General features: G+C 72.6%; 20 protein-coding genes. 11 read left to right on the top strand and 9 right to left on the bottom strand.

Annotated features, from left to right (window positions below; translation table 11 throughout):
* Nucleotides 1–11: 11 nt before the first annotated feature.
* From dnaJ to dnaK, 3 genes are all read right to left on the bottom strand, one after another.
* Nucleotides 12–1220: a molecular chaperone DnaJ gene (gene dnaJ / locus ACZ6QQ_RS01615; RefSeq protein WP_465873419.1), complete on the bottom strand. Its 1209-nt coding sequence runs from the start codon at nt 1218–1220 to the stop codon at nt 12–14.
* Between the two features lie 94 nt (nt 1221–1314).
* Nucleotides 1315–2166, bottom strand: a complete 852-nt coding sequence (locus ACZ6QQ_RS01610) for a nucleotide exchange factor GrpE (protein ID WP_465873417.1) — start codon at nt 2164–2166, stop codon at nt 1315–1317.
* A gap of 161 nt (nt 2167–2327) precedes the next feature.
* Nucleotides 2328–4220: a molecular chaperone DnaK gene (gene dnaK, locus ACZ6QQ_RS01605; protein WP_465873415.1), complete on the bottom strand. Its 1893-nt coding sequence runs from the start codon at nt 4218–4220 to the stop codon at nt 2328–2330.
* Nucleotides 4221–4470: 250 nt separating this feature from the next.
* Between dnaK and ACZ6QQ_RS01600 the strand changes: the two genes are divergently transcribed.
* From ACZ6QQ_RS01600 to ACZ6QQ_RS01585, 4 genes are read left to right on the top strand one after another with little or no spacing between them, the layout of a single operon-like run.
* Entirely contained in the window at nt 4471–6357 is a 1887-nt protein-coding gene (locus ACZ6QQ_RS01600; RefSeq protein ID WP_465873413.1) for an ABC transporter, read from the top strand.
* Nucleotides 6354–8057 (top strand): GTPase, encoded by a 1704-nt coding sequence (locus ACZ6QQ_RS01595; RefSeq protein ID WP_465873411.1) that lies wholly within the window; start codon nt 6354–6356, stop codon nt 8055–8057. The genes ACZ6QQ_RS01600 and ACZ6QQ_RS01595 overlap by 4 nt, the downstream gene beginning before the upstream one ends.
* Nucleotides 8054–8473, top strand: coding sequence for a hypothetical protein (locus ACZ6QQ_RS01590; RefSeq protein WP_465873410.1), 420 nt, complete (start codon nt 8054–8056; stop codon nt 8471–8473). The genes ACZ6QQ_RS01595 and ACZ6QQ_RS01590 overlap by 4 nt, the downstream gene beginning before the upstream one ends.
* A 10-nt stretch (nt 8474–8483) precedes the next feature.
* The gene (locus ACZ6QQ_RS01585; RefSeq protein ID WP_465873408.1) at nt 8484–9710 is read left to right on the top strand and encodes a hypothetical protein; all 1227 of its coding nucleotides are present in this window, start codon (nt 8484–8486) and stop codon (nt 9708–9710) included.
* Nucleotides 9711–9781: 71 nt separating this feature from the next.
* On the opposite strand, the gene ACZ6QQ_RS01580 is transcribed toward ACZ6QQ_RS01585, so the two are convergent.
* Both ACZ6QQ_RS01580 and ACZ6QQ_RS01575 read right to left on the bottom strand, forming a co-directional pair.
* Nucleotides 9782–11314: a M28 family metallopeptidase gene (locus ACZ6QQ_RS01580; RefSeq protein ID WP_465873406.1), complete on the bottom strand. Its 1533-nt coding sequence runs from the start codon at nt 11312–11314 to the stop codon at nt 9782–9784.
* Between the two features lie 171 nt (nt 11315–11485).
* Nucleotides 11486–12625, bottom strand: a complete 1140-nt coding sequence (locus tag ACZ6QQ_RS01575; RefSeq protein WP_465873404.1) for a hypothetical protein — start codon at nt 12623–12625, stop codon at nt 11486–11488.
* A 594-nt stretch (nt 12626–13219) separates the two neighbouring features.
* Between ACZ6QQ_RS01575 and pdhA the strand changes: the two genes are divergently transcribed.
* The 6 genes from pdhA to ACZ6QQ_RS01545 all read left to right on the top strand — a co-directional run bounded on the left by pdhA (nt 13220) and on the right by ACZ6QQ_RS01545 (nt 22666).
* Nucleotides 13220–14404 (top strand): pyruvate dehydrogenase (acetyl-transferring) E1 component subunit alpha, encoded by a 1185-nt coding sequence (gene pdhA, locus ACZ6QQ_RS01570; RefSeq protein ID WP_465873403.1) that lies wholly within the window; start codon nt 13220–13222, stop codon nt 14402–14404.
* Entirely contained in the window at nt 14404–15393 is a 990-nt protein-coding gene (locus tag ACZ6QQ_RS01565; RefSeq protein WP_465873401.1) for an alpha-ketoacid dehydrogenase subunit beta, read from the top strand. The genes pdhA and ACZ6QQ_RS01565 overlap by 1 nt, the downstream gene beginning before the upstream one ends.
* A gap of 6 nt (nt 15394–15399) precedes the next feature.
* Nucleotides 15400–16905, top strand: a complete 1506-nt coding sequence (locus ACZ6QQ_RS01560) for a dihydrolipoamide acetyltransferase family protein (protein ID WP_465873400.1) — start codon at nt 15400–15402, stop codon at nt 16903–16905.
* 271 nt (nt 16906–17176) lie between these two features.
* Nucleotides 17177–17314 (top strand): hypothetical protein, encoded by a 138-nt coding sequence (locus tag ACZ6QQ_RS01555; protein ID WP_363595796.1) that lies wholly within the window; start codon nt 17177–17179, stop codon nt 17312–17314.
* A gap of 373 nt (nt 17315–17687) precedes the next feature.
* Entirely contained in the window at nt 17688–20672 is a 2985-nt protein-coding gene (locus ACZ6QQ_RS01550) for a hypothetical protein (RefSeq protein ID WP_465873398.1), read from the top strand.
* Nucleotides 20673–20821: 149 nt separating this feature from the next.
* Nucleotides 20822–22666: an NHL domain-containing thioredoxin family protein gene (locus ACZ6QQ_RS01545; RefSeq protein ID WP_465873396.1), complete on the top strand. Its 1845-nt coding sequence runs from the start codon at nt 20822–20824 to the stop codon at nt 22664–22666.
* Between the two features lie 47 nt (nt 22667–22713).
* On the opposite strand, the gene ACZ6QQ_RS01540 is transcribed toward ACZ6QQ_RS01545, so the two are convergent.
* Genes ACZ6QQ_RS01540 through ACZ6QQ_RS01530 form a run of 3 tightly spaced genes read right to left on the bottom strand, consistent with a single transcriptional unit; the run spans nt 22714 to nt 24936 of the window.
* Nucleotides 22714–23463, bottom strand: a complete 750-nt coding sequence (locus ACZ6QQ_RS01540; RefSeq protein ID WP_465873772.1) for a LamB/YcsF family protein — start codon at nt 23461–23463, stop codon at nt 22714–22716.
* Nucleotides 23459–24328 (bottom strand): 5-oxoprolinase subunit C family protein, encoded by an 870-nt coding sequence (locus ACZ6QQ_RS01535; protein ID WP_465873394.1) that lies wholly within the window; start codon nt 24326–24328, stop codon nt 23459–23461. The genes ACZ6QQ_RS01540 and ACZ6QQ_RS01535 overlap by 5 nt, the downstream gene beginning before the upstream one ends.
* Nucleotides 24325–24936, bottom strand: coding sequence for a 5-oxoprolinase subunit B family protein (locus tag ACZ6QQ_RS01530; RefSeq protein WP_465873393.1), 612 nt, complete (start codon nt 24934–24936; stop codon nt 24325–24327). Before ACZ6QQ_RS01530 ends, ACZ6QQ_RS01535 begins: the two co-directional genes overlap by 4 nt.
* A 97-nt stretch (nt 24937–25033) precedes the next feature.
* On the opposite strand from ACZ6QQ_RS01530, the gene trhA reads away from it, so the two are divergent.
* A complete protein-coding gene (gene trhA / locus ACZ6QQ_RS01525; protein WP_465873391.1) occupies nt 25034–25711 on the top strand; it encodes a PAQR family membrane homeostasis protein TrhA in 678 nt (225 codons plus the stop codon).
* A gap of 140 nt (nt 25712–25851) precedes the next feature.
* Here the strand turns inward: trhA and ACZ6QQ_RS01520 are convergent, their stop codons facing one another.
* On the bottom strand, nt 25852–26124 hold the full coding sequence (locus tag ACZ6QQ_RS01520; RefSeq protein ID WP_465873771.1) for a DUF6458 family protein: 273 nt from the start codon (nt 26122–26124) through the stop codon (nt 25852–25854).
* Nucleotides 26125–26295: the final 171 nt, after the last annotated feature.

Here is a 26295-nt window from a genome sequence, read left to right as displayed (position 1 = left end):
ATCACTGACCGCTAGTTAACTCGACGCACCCGGGCGTCGAGATGTTCCCGCCCGGCCGGGGGACTCTGCTTGGCGAACAATTCCAGTGCCTCACGGGCCTCGGCGGAGAGCTGCGCCGGCACCTGGACCTCGACGGTGACGAGCAGGTCGCCCGGCTGACCGTCGCGCCGGGCCACGCCCTTGCCACGCGCCCGCAGGGTCCGGCCGCTCGGGGTGCCCGGCGGCACCCGCAGGGTCACCGCACCGTCCATGGTGGGCAGCCGCAGGTCGGTGCCGAGCACCGCCTCGGCGAACGTGATCGGCACGGTCAGCGTGAGGTCATCACCACTGCGCCCGAACAGCTCGTCGTTGCGGACCTTGATTAGCACGTACAGGTCACCGGCGGAGCCGCCGCGCTCACCCGGCTCACCACGCCCGGCCAGCCGGATCCGCTGGCCGTCGGCCACCCCACCGGGGAACCGTACGTTCAGCGTGCGGGTCTTGGTAACCCCGCCGGTGCCGAGGCACTCCGGGCACTTCTCCTCCACCACCGTGCCGACGCCCTGACACTCGCGGCACGGCTCGGAGAAGCTGAACGAGCCCTGGTTGCGGGTGACCACACCGGCGCCGTGGCACTGCGGGCAGGCCCTCGGCTGGGTGCCGGGCTTGGCGCCGTCGCCGTGGCAGGTGTCGCAGACCCCCGGCGCCCGCAGGGTCAGGGGCAGGGTGACCCCGCGTACGGCGTCGTTGAAGTCGAGTACGACCTCCGCCTCGACGTCGCGTCCCCGGGCCGGACCACGACCCCGTGGCGGTGCTCCGGCGGCACCGCCACCGGAGAAGATCGAGCTGAACAGGTCGGAGAATCCGGCGCCGCCGAACCGGCGGTCACCGGCTCCGCCGGCACCGGGCTGGCCGGCGTTGCCGAACAGGTCGGAGACGTCGAACGGGTAACCGCCACCGGCGGTCGGCTGTCCGCTGCGCGCGTTGCGCCGGAAGGCGCCCGAGCCGAACAGCGAGCGCATCTCGTCGTACTCGCGGCGTTTGCGGTCGTCGGAGAGGACGTCGTACGCCTCGGAGACCGTCTTGAATCGCTCCTCGGCCTGCGGATCGCCCGGGTTGTGGTCCGGGTGCGACTCGCGGGCCAGCTTGCGGTACGCCTTCTTGATCTCGTCGGAGGAGGCGGACTTACCCACACCCAGCGCGGCGTAGAAGTCCTTCTCCAGCCAGTCCTTGGAACTCATCTGTCGTCCACCCCCTTCCTCGCGTCGTGATCGGGGCGCACCGGGCCCGCCGCAGCGGTCACCGGTACGCCCCGATCATGACAGTCGAATCCCACTACTCCGGATCGGCGACGGCGACCAGTGCCGGCCGCAGCAGGCGCTCGCCGAGTTGGTAACCCCGGCGCATGACCTCGACGCAGGTGGGTTCGGTGACGTCGGACGAGGTCCGGTGCGCCACCGCCTCGTGCCGGGTCGGGTCGAACGGGTCGCCCTTCTCCCCGAACGGGGTCAGGCCGAACCGGGTCAGTGCCGCGTTGAGCTGCTCGGCGACGCTGCCGAACGGCCCGACCAGGTCGCCGTGCTCACGTGCCCGATCCAGGTCGTCCAGTACGGGCAGCAGCGCGGTCAGCACCTGTCCGGTGGTCTGCTCGGCCGCCAGTCCCCGGTCCCGGTCAACCCGCTTGCGGTAGTTGGCGTACTCCGCCGACACCCGCTGGAGGTCACGGGTCCGCTCGTCGAGCTCGGCCCGCAGTGCCTCCAACTCGGCGCCGAGCGGTCCGGGTGCGCCGCTGACCGGCTTGGCCGGCGCGTCCACCACCGCACCCTCGGGGCCGCTCGGCTGGCCCAGCTTCGGCCCACGGGCCTTGCCGTCCGCGAGTTCGACCTCGACCTCGGCGTCCTCGACCAACTCGTCCAGGATCGGGGTGCCCGACTGGTCGGACTCGCCGACCAGCCCCTCGTCGTCGTCCGAGTCGTCCGGCTGCTCCGGCCCGGCCCCGTTCACCGACGCCGCGACCTCTGCCGAATCGGCATCGTCGGTGTCCGGATCGGCACCGTCGTCGGTCCGGTCGTCGTTGCGTTCGTCTCGGATGACAACCCGCTCGTCAGCCTGCTCCTGCGCCGGGCCGGAGCCACCCGGCGTCGACCCGGTGGTCTCCGGGTCGGCGGCTTGTGGCTTCTCCGTCATGACTTCTCCTCGCTCCGCTCGTCCAGACTCCGGTCCACGGGACCGGGCTGGCCGATCACCCTGCGCTGTACGGCCACGCGACTACCTCGCGCCGGACAGCGTCGAGGGCAGCGCCGGTCCCGGTCGCCCGGTGGCGACCGGGCCGGCGTGGTGGCGACGGGTCACTTCTTGTCGTCCTCGTCGACGATCTCGGCGTCCACGACGTCGTCCGGGCCACCGGCCGGCTTGCCGCCGGTCGGGCCGGCACCGGTCGCACCGGCACCCGCGCCTGCGGCACCGGGCTGCTCGCCCTGCTCCGCCTGCTGGGTGTAGAGCAGCGAGCCGGCCTGCTGGGAGACCGTGGCCAGCTTCTCGTGCGCCGTCTTGACCGCCTCCAGGTCGGTGCCGCCGAGCGCGCTGCGCAGGTCACCGAGGGCCTCGTTGATCTGCTCACGGGACTCGCCGGGGAGCTTGTCGCCGCTCTCGGCCAGGAACTTCTCGGTCTGCCACTGGAGCTGCTCGGCGACGTTGCGGGTCTCCGCCTCCTCGCGGCGACGCTTGTCGTCGTCGGCGTGGTCCTGGGCGTCGCGCATCATCCGCTCGATGTCGTCCTTCGGCAGCGCCGAGCCGCCGGTGATCGTCATCGACTGCTCCTTGCCGGTGCCGAGGTCCTTCGCGTTGACGTGCACGATGCCGTTGGCGTCGATGTCGAAGGTGACCTCGACCTGCGGGACCCCGCGCGGTGCCGGCGGCAGACCGGTCAGCTCGAAGGTGCCGAGCTTCTTGTTGTAGGCGGCGATCTCGCGCTCACCCTGGAAGACCTGGATCAGCACCGACGGCTGGTTGTCGTCCGCCGTGGTGAAGACCTCGGAGCGCTTGGTCGGGATGGTGGTGTTGCGCTCGATCAGCTTGGTGAAGATGCCGCCCTTGGTCTCGATGCCCAGGCTCAGCGGGGTCACGTCGAGCAGCAGGACGTCCTTGACCTCGCCCTTGAGCACACCGGCCTGGAGTGCCGCACCGACCGCGACGACCTCGTCCGGGTTGACGCCCTTGTTCGGGTCCCGGCCGATGAGCTGCTTGACCAGCTCGGTGACGGCCGGCATCCGGGTGGAGCCGCCGACCAGGATCACGTGGTCGACGTCGGCGACCTTGACCCCGGCGTCCTTGATCGCCTGCTCGAACGGGCCCTTGGTCCGGTCCAGCAGGTCCTGCGTCATGCGCTGGAACTCGGCCCGGGTCAGGGTCGCGTCGAGGTGCAGCGGGGCCGACGGGGCACCGTCGGTGGCCGCCGGACCGGCGGTGATGTACGGCAGGTTGATGCTGGTGGTGGTCGCCGCGGACAGCTCGATCTTGGCCTTCTCGGCCGCCTCGCGGAGCCGCTGCATCGCCATCTTGTCCTGCGACAGGTCGACGCCGTGCTGGCCACGGAAGGTCTTGACCAGGTGGTCGATGATCCGCTCGTCCCAGTCGTCGCCGCCCAGGTGGTTGTCACCGCTGGTCGACTTGACCTCGACCACGCCCTCGGCCAGCTCCAGCAGGGACACGTCGAAGGTGCCGCCGCCGAGGTCGAAGACGAGTACGGTCTGCTCCTTGGAGCCCTTGTCCAGCCCGTAGGCCAACGCCGCCGCGGTCGGCTCGTTCACGATCCGCAGTACGTTGAAGCCGGCGATCTCGCCGGCCTCCTTGGTGGCCTGCCGCTGGGCGTCGTTGAAGTACGCCGGAACGGTGATCACGGCGTCGGTGATCCGCTCACCGAGGTACGCCTCGGCGTCCCGCTTGAGCTTCATCAGCGTGCGCGCCGAGATCTCCTGCGGGGTGTACTTCTTGCCGTCGATGTCTACCGACCAGTTGGTGCCGACCTCCCGCTTGACCGACCGGATGGTCCGGTCCGGGTTGGTCACCGCCTGGCGCTTGGCGACCTCACCGACGAGCACCTCGCCGTTGCGGGCGAACGCGACGATCGAGGGAGTCGTCCGCGAGCCCTCGGCGTTCGCGATGACGGTGGGCTCACCGCCTTCGAGAACGCTGACGCAGGAGTTCGTCGTGCCGAGGTCGATGCCGACCGCACGTGCCATCTTTGCTTCCTCGCTTCGTTACTAGGCAGGTGACGGGCACCGCCCGCAGCACACCACCGCAAGTTGAGTGGACCGGACTCAATAGTGCCACGATGATCCCAGGCGTCAAGTTGGAGTTGAGTCACATCCGCGCAACCTCGCCCGATCGGGCTCCTGACCGGGGCCGAACGCCACCGACCGAGAGACCGGTACGGTCGGACCGAGATGGGTGCCTGTTGTCTGTCTTGCATGCATCAGGCAGGCTTTACCCGTGACGACGCACGGCGATCCCGCCAGTGGTCCCGGCGCGCCCGCTCTCGTGGAGAAACCTCCCACAATATCCGAATCTCCGGCCCAGACCACCGAAACCGACCCGACCGCACCCAACCCGCCGGTCGGACAGGTAGCGGCCGAGAGCGGGTCGAAAGACACGCCGAGCGGAGAAAACGACCTGCGCCCCGCGCTCGCACGACTGCGTACGGCGATCACCGAGACCGCGTACCCGTTGGTCCTGCCCTCGGCCGACGAGGCCCGGCAGGTCGGCGCGGCGGTGGCCGGGCAACTCGACGACTACCTGCTGCCCCGCCTCGCCCGGCTCGACGCCCCGCTGCTCGTGGTGGTCGGCGGCTCCACCGGGGCCGGCAAGTCGACCCTGGTCAACAGCCTGGTCCAGGCACGGGTCAGCGCCACCGGCGTGCTCCGGCCGACGACCAGGGCACCCGTGCTGGTCTGCAACCCGAGCGACCTCGCCTGGTTCCGCCAGGGCGACCTGCTGCCGGGACTGACCCGTACCGGTGACGCCAGCGACGACCCCGGCACCCTCCAGTTGATCGCGGCGCCGGCCCTTCCCCCCGGCCTGGCCTTCCTCGACGCGCCCGACATCGACTCGGTGGTCGACGCGAACCGGGCCCTGGCCACCCAACTGCTCGCCGCCGCCGACCTGTGGCTCTTCGTCACCACCGCCGCCCGGTACGCCGACGCCGTCCCGTGGGAACTGCTCCGCACCGCCCGCCAACGCGGCACCGTGATCGCCCTGGTCCTCGACCGGGTGCCCCGCGAAGCCGCCGACGAGGTCGCCGACCACCTCACCGAGATGCTCACCGAACAGCATCTCGGCGCCGCCCCGCTCTTCGTGCTCCCCGAAACCCCGGTCGACGGGCAGGGCCTGCTGCCGGAGCGGTACACCGCGCCGCTGCGCTCCTGGTTCGCCCGGCTCGCCAGCGACGCCGACGCCCGCGCGGCGGTCGTCCGGCAGACCCTCGACGGCGCCCTGAGCGCGCTGCGACCGGCGGTGGAGAGTCTGGCCACCGCCGCCGACGACCAGGCGGCCACCGCCGACGACCTCGCCGAACGCGCCCGAGCCGCCTACCGGGGCGCCCGGCGTACGGTCGAGCACGGGTTGCAGGACGGTCGGCTGCTCCGGGGCGAGGTGCTCAACCGCTGGCAGGAGTTCGTCGGCACCGGTGAACTGTTCCGCACCCTGGAGGCACGGATCGGGCGCCTGCGCGACCGGGTCGTCGCGGCGGTGACCGGGCGCCCGGCACCCGGCCGGCAACTCCAGCACGCGATCGAATCCCAACTGGTCAACCTGCTGCGCGGGGTCGCCGCCGAGGCCGCCGAGAGCGCGTACAACGCCTGGCACACCCATCCGTCCGGATCGGCCCTGCTCACCCCGGCGCTCGGCCGTTCCGGCACCGACCTGCCCGACCGGGCCGAGCGACTGATCCGGGACTGGCAGCGGGGCGTACTGGAACTGGTCCGGGCCGAGGCCGGCGGCAAGCGGTTCGTCGCCCGTACCGCCGCGTACGCGGTCAACGCGATGGGGCTCGCGGTCATGGTGGCGGTCTTCGCCTCGACCGCCTTCATCCCGACCGGGTTGGAGGTCGCCGCGGCCGGCGGCACCACCGTCGCCGCCCAGAAGGTGCTCGAAGCGATCTTCGGCGACCAGGCGATCCGTACCCTGGCCGCCCGCGCCCGCCGCGACCTGCTGGCCCTGGCCGATCAGCTGCTCGACGAGGAACTGGCCCGCTACCTCGACCAACTCGCCACCGTCGAGGTCGGCGCCGAACCCGGCGCCCGGCTGCGCGCGGCCGGCGCGGCGGTCGAACGGGCCCGCGCCCGCACCAGCCTCACCGGCGGCCCGGAGGGAACCCGGTGACCAACCTCGCGGGCAAGGTACGCGACGCGCTGCGCGGCGACCGGCTGATCGACGCCGACCGGCTGCTGAACCGGCTGGAAGCGGTGGACCGGTTCCGGCGCGCCGTCGACGGACTGCTGCCGGAAAAGCGCCTCGGTGCCGCACACACCCTGGTCGAACGGGCCGAGGCCCGGCTCGCCCTGTCCCGGGACCACACCGTCGTCGCCCTCGCCGGTGCCACCGGCAGCGGCAAGTCGAGCCTGTTCAACGCGCTCGCCCGGTGGGAGATGTCCCCGGTCGGGGTACGCCGGCCGACCACCGGCGTCACCCACGCCTGCGTCTGGGGGCCACTGACCGGCGCCGCCAAGCTGCTCGACTGGGTCGGCGTGCTGCCCCGGCACCGGTTCGTCCGGGAGAGCGCGCTCGACGGCGACGACGAACTCGCCCTGCACGGCCTGGTCCTGCTCGACCTGCCCGACTTCGACTCGGTCCAGTGGACCCACCGGGCCGAGGTCGACCGGCTGCTCGGCCTGGTCGACCTGGTCGTCTGGGTGGTCGACCCGCAGAAGTACGCCGACCGGGTGGTGCACGCCAACTACCTGCGCGACTTCAAGCGGCACCAGGACGTGACCGTGGTGGTGCTCAACCAGTCCGACCGGCTGCCGCCGGCCGAGGTGCCCCGGGTCGTGGCCGACCTGCGCCGGATCCTCGCCACCGACCAGCTCGACCAGGTGCCGGTGCTGGCCACCTCCACGCTCAACCAGGCCGGCATCGCCGACCTGCGGGCCGCCCTCGAACGTACGGTCGCGCAGCGGCAGGCGGCGTTGAGCCGGCTCTGGGCCGACGTGGACGTGGTCGTAGACGAACTCGCCGAACTGATGGGTCCACCGGCGAACGAGAACGACATCGACCGGCGGACCATCCGCCGGCTCACCGAGGCGCTCGCCGGTTCGGCCGGGGTGCCAGCGGTGGCCGAGGCGACCCGTCGGGCGTACGTGCACCGGGCCGCCGGGGCCACCGGCTGGCCGGTCGTACGCGGCTGGCGCCGGCTGCGCCCCGACCCGCTGCGCCGGCTGCACCTGCCCGGTTCCGGACGGGACGGGACGGCCGGGGACGAACCCGGCACCGCGCCCGCTCCGCTCGGGGTCACCTCGCTACCCGATCCGACCGCCGCCCAGCGTGCCGCCGTCGGTCTGGCCGTACGGGCGATCGCCGACCAGGCCGGTGCCGCGCTGCCGGCCCCGTGGACGGCAGCGGTGAGCGCCGCCGCCCGGTCCCGCCTCACCGACCTGCCGGACGCGCTCGACCGGGCGGTCGCCGGCACCGACCTCGGGATGGACCGTCGCCCGCTCTGGTGGCGGCTGGTCGGCGGGGTGCAGTGGCTGGCGATCGCGGCCGCGTTGGGCGGCCTCGGCTGGCTGGTGCTCGGGTACGCGCTGCGGGCGCTGGGGCTGCCGCCGCTGGACTACCCGACCGTCGGGGTGGTGCCGATGCCGACCGTTGCGCTGCTCGGCGGGCTGCTGCTCGGGGTGGTGCTCGCCCTGCTGGTCAAGCCGATCATCGCCTGGGCGGCGCGGCGGGCCGGCGGACGGGCCGAGGAGCGGCTGCACACCAGCGTCGGCGAGGTGGGCCGGGAACTGGTCGTCACACCCGTACGCGAGGTCCTGCGCCGGTACGCCCAGGCCCGCGAGGCGCTGGCCCTGGCCGCCCCGCGTCGATGAAGCGGTGGGCCGGGCCGCTGCTGCGGGCGGGTCTGCTCCTGCTCGGTCTGCTGCACGTGTCGTGGGGTGTGCCGGCGGTGGCCGCCCCGCGCTGGTTCTTCGACCACTTTCCCGGCTTCGGGCAGGCGTGGACGGCCGCGTACCCGCCGTACAACGCGCACCTGATGACCGACGTCGGGGCGGCGTTCCTGACCCTGGGCGCTCTGCTGCTCGCCGCCGCCTGGCTCGCCGACCAGCGGGTGACCAGGGTGGTACTCGGCGGGGTGCTGCTCTTCTCCGCCCTGCATCTCGCCTTCCACCTGGCCCATCACGGCACGCTCGCCGGTGGCGGGCTGGTGGCGAGCCTCGTCTCGCTCGCTCTGGGCGTACTCGCGCCGGGCGCGCTGCTGGTGCTCACGAGGTGGCCTCGGGCGTAGGGTCGAACCCATGGCGACGCCTCAAACCCCCTACGACGCGGTGCTGCACGCCGCCCGCGACGTAACCAAGCTGGACTGCGCACTGGACGCCGAAATGCTCGGCGCGGCACTTCTGGGCAGTGTCTACGCGATCGCCGACGAAGACCGCAGCACCGCCGTACGCGAGTTCGTCGGCGGTTTCCTCGCCGCGACGTCGCGGCGCCGCACGGCCGCGGCGACCACCATCCGGAACGTGTTCGCCACCCTGGTACCGGACGCCGAGGGCGCGGCCACGGTCAAGCAGGGCGCGACCGCGCCGCCGTGGTCGGGGCAGCTCGGCAAGGTCCGGCTGACCGGCAGCTACGCCTACGGCGACGTGTACGGCGACCAGACGTCCTACCTCGCCACCTTCGCGTACGACGACGGTGAGTCGGGCGGGCCGGAGCACGCGGTGGTGGCCCTGGTCGACCACAACATCGGGATCACGAAGGACGTCTTCGTCGGCGGCCCGGCCGAACGGATCCTCGGTCAGGTCCGCGAGATGTGCGCCAACGACGAACTGACCTGGTTCCGGGAGGAGGACCCGCGCCGGCTGCGCCGCGAGGTGGTCCGCTACCTGGAGGTGACCGACGAGCTCGGGGACCTGCCGGCGGAGGGTTCGCTCGCCACCGACCGGGCCCTGGTCGGTGCCCGGTTGGCGCTGCTGCCGGCGTCGGTGCTGACGGCGGTGCCGGACGAGCCCGAACCGCTCTCGCCGGAGCAGCGCTCGGCGCTGGTCCGGACCTTCCTCGACTCGCCGGAGGCGGCCCGGTTCGGGTTGGCCGACGTGCCGGAGGCCGACCTCGCCTCGCTGCACTTCTGCCTCAGCCTGGTGCTGGACCACTCGGCCAGCTTCCCGGACGCGGACCCGATGCGGTGGAGCCCGGCGGTCGCCGGTCTCTTCCTGCTCGACTGGGTGCACCGCCGCGCGGTGCTGGACATGGACGACGCGGCCATGCTGCCCCGCGCGGTCCGCGCCTGGGCCGCGTACGCGGCGCGTCGGCGGGGGCTGCCGGCGTCGGCGGTGCCGCAGACCGACGAGGCGATCGCGGAGATGGTGCCGGAGTTCGCCCGGCTCTACAGCACCGGCGAGCGGCGCAGTCCGGCGACGGCGGCGGTGGCCCAGTTGATGGCCGACGGGGTGGACCCGGACGACCCGGACGCGCTGGACGCCTGGATCGAGGCGAACCGGCAGCGGCTCGGCGAGGAGCCCGCCTGACAGCGGGTACGAACCCGGACAGCGGTACGGGGCGGCACCGAGTCAGGTGCCGCCCCGTACCCGTTCCCGTGCTAGCTGGCGTGCTCGTGGTCGTGCAGTCCGCCGCCACCACCGGCGGGAGCGGTCGTACCGCTCGCCGGCCCGGTGCGCGGGGCGGTCAGGCTGCGGGTGTCGAAGGCGTACGTGACCACGGCGTGCGCGACCGCGTCGGACATCTCGTCGATGGCCTTCTTGCTCACGTTGTTGATGTTGTCGCAGGCCTGGTGGTAGCAGACGTCGTAGGCGACTCCGGCGGTGCCGCCGTAGACGGCCGCCTCGGCCGGGGTCTTGATCCCCTCGGCGCCGGTGAAGAGGCCACCGGAGGGGATGTCGACGCCGGCCGCGATGAACGGGCCGTAGTCGCTGCGGCCGGAGAAAGGCGTTTCCGCCGACGCCAGCCCCTGGGACTCGAAGTAGTCGTGGAAGAGTGCCTCGATCGCCCCCGATCCGGGCGGTCCGACCGCCGAACCGGTGCCCGGCGGGAAGGCCGAGTTGTCGCCGTCGTAGACGAACCGTACGTAGTTGGGCGAGCCGACCATGTCGAAGTTGAGGTAGAGCGCGATCTTGTCCCGCTCGGCCTGCGGCAGGTTGGCGATGTAGTAGGTCGAGCCGACCAGGTTGGACTCCTCGGCGGCCCAGAGCGCGAACCGTACCTTGTTCTTCGGGTACACCCGCTTCATCTGCTCGGCGACCTCCAGCAGCGCGGCGCTGCCGCTGCCGTTGTCGTTGATGCCCGGCCCCTCGGGCACCGAGTCGAGGTGCGCACCGGCCATCACCACGTTGTTCGGGTTGCCCCAGCGCGACTCGGCGACCAGGTTCTCCGTGCTGGCCCAGCCCCGGAAGGTGTCGGTACGGACCCGCAGGGTGAGCCCGGCGGGCACCTGGGCGACGAGTTCCTGGCCGAGCGCCTGGCTCACCCCAACGGCGGCGAAGTCGGCGGTGAACGTGTTGCCGAGCGTGCCGGACAGGGCACCGGGGATGTTGTTGTACATGACGATCGCGGCCGCCCCGGCCGCCGCCGCCGTTGTCGCCTTCTGCCCGAACGGGCAGGTGCCCCGGCTGACCACGACGATCGTGCCGACGTTGGCCGGACCGAAGTCGGCGGCCGTGCAGCCGAGCGGGTCACCGACCGGCACGCTGGCCGGCGCGGTGACGTCGCCGCTGCCCGAGTAGCTCATGATCCGGTGGTCCAGGTCGCCCGGTGCCGGTGACACCCGCTCCAGCTCGGAGGGGGTGTTGATGAGGAACGTCTGGAAGTCGAACGCCTGCCGGGTGACCCGGTAGCCGGCCTTGCGCAGGACCTTCTCGGCGTACGCGACGGACTTGTCGTAGCCCGGCGAGCCCGAGGCCCGGCTGCCGCCGTTGCGGTCGCTGATCTTCTGGAGTTCCTTGAGATGGTGCATGACGCCGTTGGCGGTGACCGCCTTGCGCAGTAGCCAGGACTGGAACGCTCCTGACGACCCACCGGTGGCCTGTGCCGGCGGTGCCGCCACGACCACACCCACCACCAACGCGGTGCCGGCCGCCAGGAGACGACGACGCCAGGTACGACTGGATTGAGCCACACTGCCCTCCCGTTCGAGTCGCCGGGGTATCCCGGGTTCAATCGAAGGAGGTCAGCATAGTCAGTCGTCACCGTGTGGCGCTCGGCCGAACCGACAGCTTCGGTGCTGCACCGGAAGCGTTCTCCGGTGCCCTGACCCGCGACTTCACACCGTTCGTCGGTCCACTCAGGACTATTGGGCCGGTACGGCCGGCGGCCCGGTGACCGCTGCCCGTGCGGACGGGATCGGGCTCGGCCGGGCGGGGGTGACCGGGCGGGCCGAGGGCGTGGAGCGGGTGTCCGCGGCGGGCGCCGGAACGGGTGGCGCCGGACGCGGCATCGGCACGACGCGGGACGGCGAAGGCGGCGCGGGGGTCGGGGTCGGCCGGGCGGACGGCGTGGGTACGGGCGTACCGGTGCCGGTCGGTGCGGGCGTCGGACCCGGCTGGCCGCTCACGGTGGGACCCGGCGTCGGACCCGGCTGGCCGCTCACGGTGGGACCCGGCGTCGGACCCGGCTGGCCGCTCACGGTGGGACCCGGCTGGCCGCTCATGGTCGGACCCGGCGTCGGACCCGGCGCGTCACTCTCGGTCGGGCCGGGGGTCGGGCCCGGCGTGGGGCCCGGTGCGGGACTGCCGGTCGGCTCCGGCGTCGGGTCGGGGGTGCTGGTCGCGGTCGGCTCCGGGGTCGGCTCGGCGCTCGGCTCCGGCGCCGGGCTGGCGGTCGGATCCGGGCTGGGTGTCGGCTCCGGGTCCGGGCTGACCGTCGGTTCCGGAGTCGGGCCGGGGGTCGGATCGGGCGGCCCGGTCGGGGTCGGCTGCGGGGCGGGGTCGGACCCGCTCGGTTGCGGGCTGGGTGGCAGCACGGGCGGCGGTGCCGGCGGGCGGGTCGGCGGCGGTGCCGGCCGGGGCGGATGACCCGGCTCGGGCCGGGCGGGCCGCGCCGGTCCGGGTCCCCGGGGCACCGGGCCCACCGGGTCGGGCTGTCGTTGCACCGACGGGGTGATCCGGGCCTCGGCACCGGCCGGCAGGGTGCCCGGCAGCGCCGTCGGCGGCAGCGGCAGGACGACCGGCCCGACCGAGGGTGGGGCGATGAACGGGGTGGTACCGGTCGGCGTGGTGCCGACGGTGGCCGAGCCGGCGCCGATCGCGGCGATGATCGGCAACGACGAGGTGCTGGCCAGCAGGGTGACGATGAACAGGTAGCGCCGGGTGGGTCCGGCCAGCCCCTCGGCGCGGTGCGCCCCGGCGGTACGCCGACGCGCGGGCGTACGGCCGGACCGTCGGTGGCGGGGCGGCAGCGACGGTACGGGGTCCACACCGTGGTTCGGCACCGGCGTTCTCCTCGTCCTCGTTGTCCCGGTCGGCCTCGTCCTCGTCGGCCCCGTCGGTCGCACCGGTCCCGAGGCCTGACGCCGGCACCGGCGACATCGAGGTCATGCGACATCGCCGGTGCCGACGTGCGGCGGCGTCAACCGGGCGGGGCGGCAGGGAAGGTTCTCCCTACCGCAGCGGTAGCACCGCCACATACAGTGACGTAGTAACGCTTTGTTGGCTAGCCCCCCACAGCGTGTCAATTTTTGAAGTTTGGTGTCGACGCTCTCGATAACCATAAAAGGGACAGGAGTTCATGAAGACGACGCCGGTCGATCACTGAGCGAGGCCGACCTGTGGGCGCGCTCACCACCTCTGCAAATATGGACCTGACGGCAACGCAGCCAAGGTCTCCGCGTACCCCGCGGCAGGCGCGGCTCGACGCCGGCAACTCCCGAACCTGGTTCGGCCAGAATCCGGTTCACGCCGCGCGGCAACCCCCACCGGGGCTAGGCGTGGCGGCCACTACCCGGTCCGGCAGCAGCCGGGCGGGCGCTTGAGCTGCGCGGTCGGGAAACCCCCGAGGCCGACGCACACACGACAGGGAGAGACGGATGGCGAGAGGCGACGGCGGGGCCACGGCCCGCGGCAAGCGGGCCGCGCCCAAGGCGGCAAAGCCGGGGGCGACGCGTAAGGGCGATCCCAACCTGGTGCAGCTGCTCACCCCCGAGGGTGAGCGGATCGACTCGGTGACCGGCCCGGACGGGACCGAGTACCGGGTCGACTTCACCGACGAGGAGTACCGCGGGCTCTACCGCGACCTCGTCCTGGTACGCAAGCTCGACGCGGAGGCGACCGCGCTCCAGCGTCAGGGCGAACTCGGCATCTGGGCCAGCCTGCTCGGCCAGGAGGCCGCCCAGGTCGGCTCCGGTCGGGCCCTGCGCCCGCAGGACATGGCCTTCCCCACCTACCGAGAGCACGGCGTGCTCTACTGCCGGGGAATCGACCCGATCATGCCGCTGGGGCTCTTCCGGGGCGTGGACCAGGGCGGCTGGGACCCGAACGAGTTCAAGTTCAACATGTACACGATCGTGATCGGGGCGCAGACCCTGCACGCCACCGGTTACGCCATGGGCATCACCATGGACGGCAAGATCGGCGGCGACGAGGGCGAAGCCGTCATCGCGTACTTCGGTGACGGGGCCACCTCACAAGGTGACGTCAACGAGGCATTCGTCTGGTCGGGTGTGTTCAACTCACCGATCGTCTTCTTCTGCCAGAACAACCAGTACGCGATCTCCGAGCCGCTGGAGCGCCAGACCAGGATCCCGCTCTACCAGCGGGCCGCCGGCTTCGGCTTCCCCGGCGTACGCGTCGACGGCAACGACGTGCTCGCCACGTACGCCGTCACCCGCAACGCGCTGGACAACGCGCGCAACGGACAGGGCCCGACCCTGATCGAGGCGTACACGTACCGGATGGGCGCGCACACCACCACCGACGACCCCACCCGCTACCGGATCGCCAGCGAGGTCGAGGCGTGGCGGGCCAAGGACCCACTCGCCCGGGTCAAGGCCTTCCTGGAGAAGCAGCAGATCGCCGACGAGGCGTTCTTCGCCGAGATCGACGAGCAGGCCAAGCGGGAGTCCCTGCACCTGCGCGAGCGGGTGCTCGCCATGCCGGACCCGGAACCGCTGACCCTCTTCGACCACGTCTACGCCCACGGCTCGCCGCTGCTCGACGCGCAACGCGAGCAGGCAGCCCGGTACCTGGAGTCGTTCGAAGGGAGTGCGCACTGATGGCCACCGAAACCCTCACCCTGGGCAAGGCACTCAACCTCGGCCTGCGGCGCGCGCTGGAGCAGGACCCCAAGGTCGTCATCATGGGCGAGGACGTCGGCAAGCTCGGCGGCGTCTTCCGGATCACCGACGGCCTCCAGAAGGACTTCGGCGAGAACCGGATCATCGACACCCCGCTCGCCGAGTCCGGCATCATCGGCACCGCCGTCGGCCTGGCCATCCGTGGCTACCGGCCGATCTGCGAGATCCAGTTCGACGGCTTCGTCTACCCGGCGTACGACCAGATCGTGTCGCAGGTGGCGAAGATGCACTACCGGTCGCAGGGCAAGGTCAAACTGCCGATCGTGATCCGGATCCCCTACGGCGGTGGCATCGGCGCGGTGGAGCACCACTCCGAGTCGCCGGAGGCCTACTTCTCGCACACCGCCGGACTGAAGGTCGTGAGCTGCGCCTCCCCGCAGGACGCGTACGCGATGATCCAGCAGGCGGTGCTCTCGGACGACCCGATCGTCTTCCTGGAGCCGAAGCGGCGCTACTACGAGAAGGGTCCGGTCGACGTCGACGCCCCGCTCGCCGACGCGTACCCACTGCACGCCACCCGGCTGGTACGGGCCGGTCGGGACGCCACCGTGCTCGCGTACGGGCCGATGGTCCGGACCGCCCTGGACGCGGCCACCGCCGCCGAGGAGGACGGCCGGGACCTGGAGGTCTTCGACCTGCGCTCGCTCTCCCCGCTGGACCTGCGCCCGGTCTACGACTCGGTCCGCCGGACCGGTCGGTGCGTGGTGGTGCACGAGGCGCCCGGCAACCTGGGCCTCGGCTCGGAGCTGGCCGCCCGGATCACCGAGGAGTGCTTCTACTCACTGGAGGCGCCGGTGCTGCGGGTGACGGGCTACGACACCCCGTACCCGGCCGCCCGGGTCGAGGAGGACTACCTGCCGAACCTCGACCGGGTGCTCGACGGCGTCGACCGCACCTTCGGATGGTGAGCTGAGATGCCACGGATCGAACAGTTCAACCTGCCCGACCTGGGCGAGGGCCTGACCGAGGGCGAGATCCTCAAGTGGCTGGTCTCGGTCGGCGACACGATCGAGCTGAACCAGCCGATCGTCGAGGTCGAGACCGCCAAGGCGGCGGTCGAGATCCCGGCGAAGTGGGGTGGCGTCGTGCACGCCATCTTCGAGGCCGAGGGTGCCGTGGTCGAGGTCGGCGCGCCGATCATCCAGATCGACACCCAGCCCGGAGCCGGGCCGCTCGACTCCGGCGACAACGGCGGCTCCGCTGGCAACGGCGGTCTGCCGGTGCCGTCGGCCGAGTCCCTGGCCGCGGTGGAGATCGCCCCGGCCGAGGGCGCGATCGAGCCCGGCCTGATCGGTGGTCCGGCGCCGGGTGGGCGTACCGCCGTGCTGGTGGGTTACGGGCCGAAGACCGGTGCCGCGAAGCGGAGGCCGCGCAAGGGCGCTGCCGCCGCCGAGCCGGTGGGCGCGGTGACTCCGACGCCGGCCGCTCCGGCCCCGGTACGCCAGCCCGCTCCCGCTCCGGCTCCGGCGCCCGCTCCACGGGTGCAGGAGGCGCCGGCTCGGGCGGCGAACGCGTTGGTCAACGGTGGACCGGTGCTGGCGAAGCCGCCGGTGCGCAAGCTCGCCCGGGACCTGGGCGTGGATCTGACCGTACTGACCGGGTCGGGACCGCTCGGTTCGATCACGCGCGATGACGTACACCGGGCCTCGGCCGGTGCCCCGGCGCTGGCCGAGCCGGTGGTCGCGACGGTGGCGGGGTCCTCGGCCCCGGCCTTCGGACCCGACCGCGAGCAGCGGATCCCGGTGAAGGGGGTACGGAAGCTGACCGCGGCGAACATGGTCGCGTCGGCGTTCTCCGCACCGCACGTCACCGAGTTCCTGACCGTCGACGTGACCCGTTCGATGAAGGCGATCGACCGGCTGCGGGCGCTGCCGGAGTGGCGGGAGGTACGCATCTCCCCGCTGCTGCTGGTCGCCAAGGCGGTTCTGCTGGCCGTCGGCCGGCACCCGATGGTCAACTCGACCTGGGCGGGCGACGAGATCGTGGTCAAGGAGTACGTCAACCTGGGCATCGCGGCGGCCACCGAGCGCGGTCTGATCGTGCCGAACATCAAGGACGCCGGTCGGCTCTCCCTGCGCGAGCTGGCGGACGCGATGACCGCGCTGGTCCAGACCGCGAAGACCGGTCGTACGGCACCGGCCGACATGTCCGGCGGCACGCTCACGATCACCAACGTGGGGGTGTTCGGCGTCGACACGGGTACGCCGATCCTGCCGCCCGGTGAGTCGGCGATCCTTGCCTTCGGTGCCGTACGGGACACCCCGTGGGTGCACAAGGGCAAGATCAAGGTGCGCCAGGTGACCACCCTCGGCCTCTCCTTCGACCATCGGATCATCGACGGCGAGCTCGGGTCGAAGTTCCTCCGCGACATCGGCGCCTTCCTGGCCGACCCGGAGGCGACGCTGCTCGCCTGGACCTGACCGACGCCCGAACCGGGGCCGGATCGAACCCGATGTCCGATCCGGCCCCGGCGAGAGCGGTACCGAGCCAACCGGCCGGTGTGCCCGGGGTTAATCCCGGGGGCACCGGCCGTGTCCGTCAGGCAACACGAAACGTCAGCACAATAGCCTCGCAGCCTTCGATTGTTCGGCCAGTGTCTCAGCTCACCTACTAATCGTTGGTCGCCGGCTCGGCGGTGCGCTTTAATGGAGGTACGCAACGGCTGGGGACAACCAGCCAGAGGGGCACACCATGAGCATGATCGACAAATTCCGCAGTCGCCGGGACGCCGCACGCCGCGCACGGGCCATCGAGCGCGCGCTCCGTTCCGCCAACTCACCGGCCGTCCGCGACGAGATCCTCACGATCGCGCAGCGCTACTACGGCTGACGCCCACCAGACCTTCTCCTCTTCCTCCCAGATCGATGACCCGCCTGTTCACCCAGGCGGGTCATCGGCGTTTCACGCCCAGTCATCGGCGTCGCGCGGCCACGAGACCGGGATAACCACGCATCAACGCGCCCGGTACGGTTGGGCTCGGTCGTCACCCGACCGGGCCGGACGGGATGTCTGGGTAGGTAGACCCGACTCGACTCCCCGCCGGCAGCCCGGGCCCGACGGCCGGCGCTGACCGGGCGGCACCGGCCTCGACCGGTTACCGTGCGGGAAGCTTGCACGGCCGCCCCGGCCGGCGCCCCGGCCGCACGCCGGTGACGTCCGGACGGCGTCGGCACGGCCGACATGTCATGGAGGAGACGCGCGCATGACGTCCGAGGACCTGCAGCATCCCGGCCAGGAGCCGGACCAGGCTGCGCCGGGCCCCGCGGGACCAGCGCCGCAGGGCAGCCACGAACAACACCCCCCGCAGCGGTATCCGAGCCCGCCCGCGGCCCCACCCGGATACGACACCGGTTGGGCGCCGCCCGCGCCGACCGGCGGATCCCCCGCGACCACCCCCTGGGGCGCGACACCCGGACCGGATCGTCCCGACGCCGGCAGCCCGTGGGGTGTGCCGGGCAACCCGCCCGGTCCGGCCCAGCCCGAGTCGACCGGCGGCTGGGGTGCCCAGGGTGGCGCGGCGGCGGGCCCTCGCCCGACTCCGCCACCACTGCCGCCGGAGGTCGCCGGTGCCCAGCCGTGGGCACCCGGCGAGGCCTGGGGCGCCTCCGAGCCCGGCCGGGCCAGCGTGCCCCAGCCAGGCGCCGCCCCGCCCGAGTTGCCGCAACGGGAACGGGCACGGTTCGGGGCCGAGACCTTCCCGGCCGACCAGTTCCCACCGGATCCCGGCACCGAGAGCCGTCCGGCCTGGGGCGAGCCGCCGGACCGTGGCGCCCAACCGGGCGGATCTCCGACTCCGATCTACCAGCCGGCTCCGGGGCCGGGCATCTCGCCCGCCGGTGCGGTCCCGCTGCCGCCGCAGGAGCCACGGGTTCCGGGCGCGAGCCTGGCCGCGTCCCCGCCGGCCGACTTCGCCCCGCCCTCGGACTACACCCAACCCGCCGAGTACGCCCCACCCCCCGGCGACTGGGCCCCGCCCGCCGGCTACCCGGCACCCGGCGGCTTCCCCCCGCCCGCTCCGGACTACCCGGCCGCCGGCCCGGACTATTCGGCACAGGCGGACTATCCGGCACCGACCGGATGGGCTTCGGCGTCCGGTTACCCGCCGGCCGACGATTTCCCCGCGGCCACCGGCCCGGCGCCGCACGCCGACCGTCCCGGCCGCCCGGAGGCCCCCGACTATCCGGACGCCCCGGCGCAGATCGACTTCCCGCCGTCGCCCGGCTACCCCCGGCAGCTCAACTACGACCAACCACCGACCTACGGGAACCCGGCGCCCGCCGAGCCGCCGTCCTACGGCAATCCGCCCGCCGCCGAGCCGTCCTACGGGAACCCGCCCGCCACCGAGCCGCCGTCCTACGGGAACCCGCCCGCCGTCGAGCCGTCCTATGGGAACCCGCCCGCCGTCGAGAGCGGCTTTCCGGCGACCGGCGGTTACGGCGGGCCCGACCCGGACAACGGCGGCGGTCGTGGCGGCAGCGCCGGGTACGGCGCCGGACCGGACTACGGCCAGCCGTCCAACGACGGCCGGGACGTCCCGTCGGCGCAGCCCTGGGCACCGGAGGGCTACTCCGGACCCGGTGGCGACGAATCCCCGCAGTCCCCGGCGCCTCCCGTCGTCCCGCAGCCCCGCACGTCGACCGAGTCGGGGATCTCCGGTCGGGTGTCCATGCCGTCCCTGAGCCGTCTGGAGCAGCCGGAGCCGATCCAGGAGGTCGACCCCATCGAGATCCGGGCCGGTGCCGCTGTTCCGGCCGGCACGGCCGTCCCGGCCAGCGCCGCCGTCTCCGGTAGCGCGGCCGTCTCGGGTAGCGCCTCGGTCCCACTCGCCAGCCGGGTCATGCCGCCGACGGACCAGGCCGTCAGGTCGTCGGCCATACCCGCCCCGCAGCCACGGGTGTACGGCCGGCCGGTCGACGCCGACCCGGTGGGGCAACCCGACCAGCAGGTCGCCGCAGACCCGAACCGGTCGGCGAACGACCCGTCGGCCCGCCGGAGTTCCACCACGTACGGTGCGCCCGGTGGTTTCCAGGAGCCCGCCGAGTACCCCGAACCGAACAACGGATACCCGGAGCCCACCGGCTACGCCGAGCCGACCGGGTTCGCCCCGGCATCGAGCGGACACCCGGACGCCGGTGGCTACACCGAGCCGGCCGAGTACCCCGAGCCGGCACCCCGACGCGGCCCCACCACGTACGGGGCGGCGGCCGTCCAGCCGGTTCCCCAGGAGGCGGCCGAGCACCCGGTCTCCCCGGCGGCCGCACCGCAGGCCAGCGGAGCCGCTCGGGTCGCCCCGCCCCCGGGATCGGGATTCGACGCCCCGCCGCCCGGATTCGACGCCCCGCCCTCCGCATTCGACCCGCCGGCCGGCGGGTTCCCGCCACCATCGGCCGGGTTCGACGGGTCACCGAGCGGATTCGCACCGGCATCCACCGGATTCGACGGGCCACCCGGCGGGTTCGGTCCGGCGCCGGGCGCCTTCGACGGACCGCCCACGGGCTACGACAACCAGCCGCGCGGGTTCGAGCCGGCGCAGTACCCGGGCACAGGCGGCGCGCCCTTCGGCGACCTGCTCGGCGAGGGCCCGAACGCGATGCCGGGCAGTCCGGCAACCGGTTCGGCCCGCCCGTCCGGCCCCGGGCAGTACGGTCAGCCGAGCATGTCCGGGCGTGCCGGCATGGACGGGCTCGACGATCGGACCAGCGTTTCCCCGGTGGTGCCCGCTCCCGCGCTACCGCCGATGCCGCCGCCCCACCCGGCTTCCGCCGGCACCGCCGCCTGGCCGACCCAGGCGGCACCGAGCGAGCCCGAGCAGAACCGGTTCGACGCGTTCAAGCCGGATGCCGAGGCGAAACCCGAGCCGGCGCCGACCCCCCAGGTACGCAACGGTCGGGTACTGCTGATGGTGCTGACCGCTGCGGTACTGCTGCTCGCCATCCCGCTCGGCGCGCTGTGGTTCATCGGCCAGGGCGGCAGCGAGCCCGTGTTCAACCCCGCCGTCGGGGAGTGTGTCAAGCAGTCCGGTAAGCAGGCGATCGGGGTCGCGTGCACCGAACCCGGCTCGTTCACCGTGGTGTCGAAGGTGGCCAGCGAGGCGGAGTGCGCCGACCAGGCGCTACCGAAAGTCATCATCGCCACCGAGGACGGCAAGCAGCAGGTGCTCTGCCTCCGGCCCGCCTCTGGCGGCTGACCGGCACCGGCACAGGTCAGGCAGGTCGAAAAACGTCCGGCGCCCGCTCCGATTTCCGGGGCGGGCGCCGGACGTCGTCGTACCTGCGGGATGGCAGGGGTTCCGGGGGGAACGAGGGTGAGGGCGAGGGGGTCGGGCAGGATGGGGGCATGGCTGAGATACGTACGGCCCGGGTCCGTGCTCCAGAGTTGCAGGGTCGTGGCTGGCTGAACACCGGGGACAAGTCCTACTCGATCAAGGACTTCCGGGGACGGATCGTCCTGCTCGACTTCTGGACCTTCTGCTGTATCAACTGCCTGCACGTACTGGACGAGCTCCGGCCGCTGGAGGAGAAGTACGGCGACGTACTCGTGGTCGTCGGGGTGCACTCGCCGAAGTTCGAACACGAACGGGACGCCGACGCACTCGCCGCCGCCGTCGAACGGTACGAGGTGCACCACCCGGTGCTGGACGACCCCGAACTGCACACCTGGCAGCAGTACGCGGCCAAGGCGTGGCCGACGCTCTCCGTGGTCGACCCGGAGGGTTACGTCGTCGCGATGATGGCCGGCGAGGGGCACGCCGAGGGGCTGGGCCGGCTGATCGAGGAGTTGATCGCCACCCACGAGGCGAAGGGCACCCTGCACCGGGGCGACGGCCCGTACGTCCCGCCCGCCGAACCGACGACCAGCCTGCGCTTCCCCGGCAAGGCCGTGGTGCTCGACGGCGGCACCCTGCTCGTCTCCGACTCGTCCCGGCACTCGATCGTCGAGCTGGCCGCCGACGGCGAGACGCTGCTGCGCCGGATCGGTTCGGGTGACCGGGGCCGGGCCGACGGCGGGCCGGCCGATGCCCGCTTCGCCGAACCGCAGGGGATCTGCCCGCTGCCGGCGCACGTGGCCGAGGTGGTCGGTTACGACTTCGTGGTCGCTGACACGGTGAACCACCTGCTGCGCGGCGTACGCCTGGACAACGGCGAGGTACGCACGGTCGCCGGCACCGGCCGCCAGTGGCGCTCGACCGTCGACGACCACCCGCACGACGCGGTCTCGATCGACCTCTCCTCCCCCTGGGATCTCGCCTGGTACGACGACAAGGTGATCGTCGCCATGGCCGGCATCCACCAGCTCTGGTGGTTCGACCCGATCAAGCGGACCGCCGGCATGTACGCCGGCACCACGGTCGAGGCGCTCAAGGACGGGCCCCTGGACCAGGTGTGGATGGCGCAGCCGTCCGGGCTGTCGGTGTCGACGGACGGGCGGCGGCTCTGGATCGCGGACAGTGAGACCAGCGCGCTGCGTTACATCGAGGACGGGGTGATGCACACCTCGGTGGGTCAGGGACTCTTCGACTTCGGTCACGTCGACGGTCCGGCCGACCAGGCACTGTTGCAGCACCCGCTGGGGGTGTGCGCGCTGCCGGACGGTTCGGTGCTGGTCGCGGACACGTACAACGGGGCGGTGCGCCGGTTCGACCCGGTGACCGGGCTGGTCAGCACCGTCGCGGACGAGCTGGCCGAACCGAGCGACGTGCTGCTGACCGGCGACGGCGACGTGCTCGTGGTCGAGTCGGCGGCGCACCGGCTGACCCGGCTGGCGCCCGGTGCCCTCTCGGCCGCCGGGGCGAGCACGGTCAGCGGCGAACGGCACCGGACCGAACGCCCGCCGACCGACCTGGCCGCCGGGTCGATCACCCTGGACGTCATCTTCACGCCCGCGCCCGGTCAGAAGCTGGACGAGTCGTTCGGCCCGTCGACCCGGGTGGTGGTGTCCGCGTCCCCGCCGGAGCTGCTGCTCGGCGGGGCCGGGGTGAGCACCGACCTGTCCCGCGAGCTCGTCCTCAACCCGGAGGTGCCGGCCGGGGTCCTGCAGATCACCGCGCAGGCGGCGACCTGTGACGCCGAGGCGGAGCACGCGGCCTGCCACCTGACCCGGCAGGACTGGGGCGTCCCGCTGCGGATCACCCCGGACGGCGCGAACCGGCTGCCGCTGATCCTGCGCGGCCTGGACGACTGACCGACCGCGGCGTCACGTGAACGGGGTGAGCCCGACCGGCCGCTCCGTCACGTGAACGGGGTGAGTTCGACGTCGGTGGCGAGGAGCGCGGCCCGTACCTGACGGGCCATGGTCACCGCCCCCGGCGTGTCCCCGTGCAGGCAGATCGACTCCACCGGGCAGGGTACGAGGCTGCCGTCGACGGCCACCACGACCTGCTCGACGGCCATCCGTACGGCCCGTTGCACGACCTGCTCGGCGGCGGTGACGAGCGCGCCCGGCGCCGTACGCGGAACCAGGGTGCCGTCGGGTTGGTACCCCCGGTCGGCGAAGCCCTCGGCGACCGGGCGGAGTCCGGCTTCGCGGGCCAGTTCGGCGAGCATCGATCCGGGCAGGCAGAGTACGGGCAGGTCGGCGTCGTACTCGGCGACGGCGGCCACCACCGCCGCTGCCTGGGTGTGGTCGACCGCCGCGACGTTGTAGAGCGCGCCGTGCGGCTTGACGTACCGCATCCGGGTGCCGGCGACCCGGCAGAACGCGTCGAGCGCGCCGAGCTGGTAGGTCACCTCGTCGCGTAGTTCGGCGAAGGCGTAGTCGATCCGCCGCCGTCCGAAGCCGGCCAGGTCGCGGTAGCCGACCTGGGCTCCGACGGCGACGCCCCGCTCGGCGGCGGCGATGCAGACCCGGCGCATGGTGCCGGGGTCACCGGCGTGGCCGCCGCAGGCGACGTTGGCCGAGGTGACAACGTCGAGCAACGCCTCGTCGTCGCCGAGTTGCCAGATGGCGAACCCTTCACCGAGGTCGGCGTTCAGGTCAATCGAGCGCGGTCGGTCCATGGAATCGCACGATAGTCCCGGGTCGGGCCTGCGCGAGCGGCAGCACGTCGTCCAGTACCGCGATCACCGGGTAACCCCCGGTCGTCGGATGGTCGGCGAGGAAGATCAGCGGCTGGCCGTCGGCCGGCACCTGGATCGCGCCGAGCACCACGCCCTCGCTCGGCAGTTCGCCGGCCACCGCACGGGGCAGGGCCGCACCGGCCAGCCGCGCACCGACCCGGTTGCTCATCACACCGACCGTGTACGCGGTGCCGAGCAGCGTGCGTACGGCCGCGGGCGTGAACCAGTCGTGCCGGGGGCCGAGTCGTACCGGCAGGTCGAGTTGCGCAGGTGGGGGCCCGACGGGCAGGAAGTCCACCGGTGCCGGTGGGGCGGTCACCGGCCCGAGGGGCAGGGTGTCGCCGTTGCGCAGCGGGGCCGGTCCGAGTCCGGAGAGGGTGTCGGTGGACCGGCTGCCGAGCACCGGTTCGACCGCGATCCCGCCGGCCACGGCCAGGTAGTTGCGTACGCCGTGCCGGGCGGTCCCGAGTTCGACCAGGGCTCCCGCCGGTACGGCGACCGGCCCGCCGGTGTCGACCGCCCGCCCGTCCACCCGCAGTACGGCGCACGCGCCGGTGACGGCGATCGTGCCCGCTCGCGCGAGCCGCAGGGCGCACCCGGTCATCGTGGTCTCCAGTGCGGCCGCCGGCTCCGGGTTGCCGACCAGCCGGTTCGCCAGTTTCAGGGCGGCCGGGTCGAGTGCACCGGCTCGCGGTACGCCGAGGTGCGCCCAGCCGGGTCGCCCCAGGTCCTGCACGGTGGTGAGTCCACCCGCCCGGACCACCTGCACCGTCCCGGTGGTGTTCATGCCGGCACCAGCCGGACGCGGGTGCCCGGGACCAGCCGGGCGGGCGGGTCGCGGCGTACGTCGAACAGGGTCAGTTCGGTCCGGCCGACCAGTTGCCAGCCGCCGGGCGACGCGGTCGGATAGATCCCGGCGTACGGGCCGGCGAGGGCGACCGCCCCTGCCGGCACCCTGGGTCGGGGGCTGGGTAGCCGGGGCACCGCCCACGCTTCGGGCAGCCCGGTCAGGTAGGCGAAGCCGGGGGCGAAACCGCAGAACGCGACCCGGAGTTCGGTGCCGCTGATCCGGTCGACCGCTGTCGGTACGTCCACTCGCCACAGCTGCGCGACGGCCGCCAGGTCCTCCCCGTCGTACGCCGTCGGCACGTCGAGCAGCGGCCCGTCCTCGGCACCGGCGGCCGGCCGTGGCGTCCAGCCGGCGATCAGCTCCGCCGCCCGGTCCGGCTCCGGTACGCCGTCCACCAGGACGGTACGCGCGGCCGGCACGACGTCCACGGCGATCAGGTCACCGGCGTCGCGGCGCCGCCACACCTCGGCCCGCCACCGCTCCACCTCGGCGCCGTCCGCGCATTCGAGCAGCAGCGCGTGGGTGCCGACCGGGCGGATTCGCATCCGCCCATCCTGCCGGACGCGACGGTGAACCGGCCGGCACGCGGGAGTGATCCAATCCACTACCCATAGGTAACTTACGCTGCCGTAGCCTGGTGCGGTGACCACCTCGGCTTCGGCGCGGATCAAACCGGCCGACATCGGCAAGCCCCGGATGCGGGGCTGGCTGCACACGTACGCCTTTTTTGTCGCCCTTGTCAGCGGGGTGGTGCTCTGCTCGCTCGCCGCCACCCGGCCCGGCTGGGCACCGCTGGTCAGTTGCGCCATCTACAGCGTCACGGTCTGTGGTCTCTTCGGCACCAGTGCGCTCTACCACCGTCGGGTGTGGACGGAACGCGGCTTCCAGGTCATGCGCCGACTCGACCACGCGATGATTTTCATCTTCATCGCCGGCACCTACACCCCGTTCTGCGTACTGCTGCTGCCGCAGCGCAGCGCGACCATCCTGCTCACGATCGTCTGGGCCGGTGCGCTCGCCGGGGTGGCGGTCAAACTGGTCTGGCCGCACGCGCCGCGCTGGGTCTCCGCCCCGCTCTATCTCGGTCTCGGCTGGGTCGCCGTCGCGGTCCTCCCGGACATCCTGCGGTACGGCGGCGTGCCCACACTGGTGTTGATGGTCGCCGGGGGGCTCGCGTACAGCGTGGGTGCCGTCTTCTACGCCCTGCGCCGCCCCAACCCGTGGCCGACCGTCTTCGGGCACCACGAGTTCTTCCACGCCTGCACCCTGATCGCCGCGATCTGCCACCACGTGGCGATCTACTTCGCCCTGTACGCCTGAGCGTCGCTTCGCGGGACGGGATCCCGCTTTCGGACACGGGTAACCGACGCGGACCGCGTGGGGGGACGGTCCGCGCCGGCTACGAGGGGGTGGGTCGGGCCGTATTACCGGTCGGCCCGGGACCCGGTTATCCGGTTGGCTCAGATGGGGTGGCCGGGGCGACGCACCTCGCGGTACTCCTCGACCACCCGGTCGTCGCGCACCGGCACGATTCGGGTGTCCTCGACCGGAGTGGTGACGACCGTACGACGGCGGCTCTGCCACAGCCACGCGGTCATGATCAGGCCCACCAGACCGGCGAGCATCAGCACCCAGCCGACCACGCTGAGATCGAGCCAACCCAGCTCGACGTCCACCGCGAACGCGAAGATCGCGCCCATCGCGATGAGGAAGATACTTCCACCGATACCCACTTTGTCGCCCTCCTTGGCTATCCGCTGGCCTTGCCGGCCCGCCGCGGCCACTTTGTGAGGTTGCGGCACCGAAGGACTTACCCAGGTGCTTCCTCGCCCAATCACCGACTCTGGCCGTAGCGCGAGGTCGCCCAACAGGCACGGCTATAAAGGTCATGACGACGACGAGCG

Source organism: Micromonospora sp. NPDC049529 (genome assembly GCF_055586685.1).
The sequence above is the reverse complement of the archived record's forward strand: the minus strand, read 5'-3'. Positions and strand labels throughout refer to the sequence as shown.

Coding starts and splice junctions, on each gene's coding strand:
- dnaJ (WP_465873419.1), bottom strand. CDS start 1,220: ATGAGTTCCAAGGACTGGCTGGAGAAGGACTTCTACGCCGCGCTGGGT.
- ACZ6QQ_RS01610 (WP_465873417.1), bottom strand. CDS start 2,166: ATGACGGAGAAGCCACAAGCCGCCGACCCGGAGACCACCGGGTCGACG.
- dnaK (WP_465873415.1), bottom strand. CDS start 4,220: ATGGCACGTGCGGTCGGCATCGACCTCGGCACGACGAACTCCTGCGTC.
- ACZ6QQ_RS01590 (WP_465873410.1), top strand. CDS start 8,054: ATGAAGCGGTGGGCCGGGCCGCTGCTGCGGGCGGGTCTGCTCCTGCTC.
- ACZ6QQ_RS01585 (WP_465873408.1), top strand. CDS start 8,484: ATGGCGACGCCTCAAACCCCCTACGACGCGGTGCTGCACGCCGCCCGC.
- pdhA (WP_465873403.1), top strand. CDS start 13,220: ATGGCGAGAGGCGACGGCGGGGCCACGGCCCGCGGCAAGCGGGCCGCG.
- ACZ6QQ_RS01565 (WP_465873401.1), top strand. CDS start 14,404: ATGGCCACCGAAACCCTCACCCTGGGCAAGGCACTCAACCTCGGCCTG.
- ACZ6QQ_RS01560 (WP_465873400.1), top strand. CDS start 15,400: ATGCCACGGATCGAACAGTTCAACCTGCCCGACCTGGGCGAGGGCCTG.
- ACZ6QQ_RS01555 (WP_363595796.1), top strand. CDS start 17,177: ATGAGCATGATCGACAAATTCCGCAGTCGCCGGGACGCCGCACGCCGC.
- ACZ6QQ_RS01550 (WP_465873398.1), top strand. CDS start 17,688: ATGACGTCCGAGGACCTGCAGCATCCCGGCCAGGAGCCGGACCAGGCT.
- ACZ6QQ_RS01545 (WP_465873396.1), top strand. CDS start 20,822: ATGGCTGAGATACGTACGGCCCGGGTCCGTGCTCCAGAGTTGCAGGGT.
- ACZ6QQ_RS01535 (WP_465873394.1), bottom strand. CDS start 24,328: ATGAACACCACCGGGACGGTGCAGGTGGTCCGGGCGGGTGGACTCACC.
- ACZ6QQ_RS01530 (WP_465873393.1), bottom strand. CDS start 24,936: ATGCGAATCCGCCCGGTCGGCACCCACGCGCTGCTGCTCGAATGCGCG.